The organism is Endozoicomonas sp. SESOKO2 (assembly GCF_024606245.1).
Taxonomy (GTDB): Bacteria; Pseudomonadota; Gammaproteobacteria; order Pseudomonadales; family Endozoicomonadaceae; genus Endozoicomonas_A.
Genome location: NZ_JAHHPQ010000507.1, coordinates 1 through 1301 on the forward strand (window position 1 = coordinate 1; position 1301 = coordinate 1301).

Annotated in this window: 1 protein-coding gene; it reads right to left on the reverse strand. The window is 48.2% G+C overall.

All coding sequences use genetic code 11. The features are described from left to right. Positions 1–40 precede the first annotated feature (40 nt). Entirely contained in the window at positions 41–1114 is a 1074-nt protein-coding gene (locus KDK17_RS11615) for a hypothetical protein (RefSeq protein WP_257281185.1), read from the reverse strand. Positions 1115–1301: the final 187 nt, after the last annotated feature.

The window sequence follows — 1301 nt, forward strand, 5'->3', positions numbered from 1 at the left end:
GGCTATCAGTGCCTCTTCGATTTAACGATTAACAAGCCCGTTATGGGGAGGCTCGTGTCTCTGTGGTCTGGCTGCCCATTGAGAGTGCTCTCAGCTCAGCCCTAAGGGTTTCAATCTCTCTTTCCATAACCGCCCTGTCGGTAGCCCACTGTCTCGATTGAGCGACTCGAGAGCTCGCCTCATCCTCTTTTGCCTGCAAAAGAGACCGGGTCTGTCGCAGATCATTCTGAAGCTGAGAGAGCATATCTTTGGGTACCACGTCTGCCCCCCTGGCCGTCAGCTTCTGATGCATATCGTTTAGCCTTCTAAGCATATTAACGTTTTGAGATTCCGTTACCGACATTTGCTCTTCTTTTGCTTCAAGTATTGTGGTTTTCTCACGTAGCTTATTCGTCAGTTGCTCAGTCTGTCTGAGTAGCGCAGATTTTTCTTCGCGGTGTTCGAATATGGCATTATTAAGCTGATCTATTTGTTGCTGAGCTTCAGATAAATCAGTCTGCAGCGTGTCAGCCCGTTGTGTGAGCGTCCGGATTTTTCTTTCCAGTTCACGAATCTCCCAATCTTTGGCCTCAAGCATTGTGGTTTTCTCATGCAGCTCATCAGCCATTACCCCTAATTGCTGCTGATCCATCCGCTCACATAGAGACGCTTCCATTAAGAAATTAACATCGACATCCAATTCATGTTCAGCCTGTCTGGCAATATCCCTGGCTTTCATGAACAGTTTATAGAGCTCGCTATAACGCTGGTGATCCTCCTGAATACGTTCATGCATTCTCTCCAGCTCAGCCTGGATTTCAGCCTCGCTGGCTTCGGTATGCTTTCGTGAATCGGTTGATGCTTGCCGGGAAGAAGAGACTTCCACCGTCCGGGATTCCAGACGTTTAGCACCTTTCAGTAGATGGGACTGTAAAGGGGGGTCAGGCGCCTCTGGAATGCCCAAGTCTAGCCAAATAGTGCGAAATGCATATTTATGTTCATAGCATCGCCGCATTGAATACATTGTCGTAGTGCTTCCCGGCGGATGCCTGCTGACGCTGAACATTGCAGATCCCGTCTGAACATTCTGGTCGGAAATCGATGAAGGGCTTGCTGTGCCTGAAGGGCTGTTCATAGTAATAATCCTTTTACAAAATTTATAATTACGACTGTCGTCGCAATGGTTTGTTCCCCTGTAAGACCCTGAATAACGCTTTTGTTAGCTGCTCTGACAAAATTTCTTTAGCCGATAGGGAAATCCGCCACTCCCGCGAATACGCTGTACTGGCCACCACCAATACCAATGACTCCACCATGGAAGG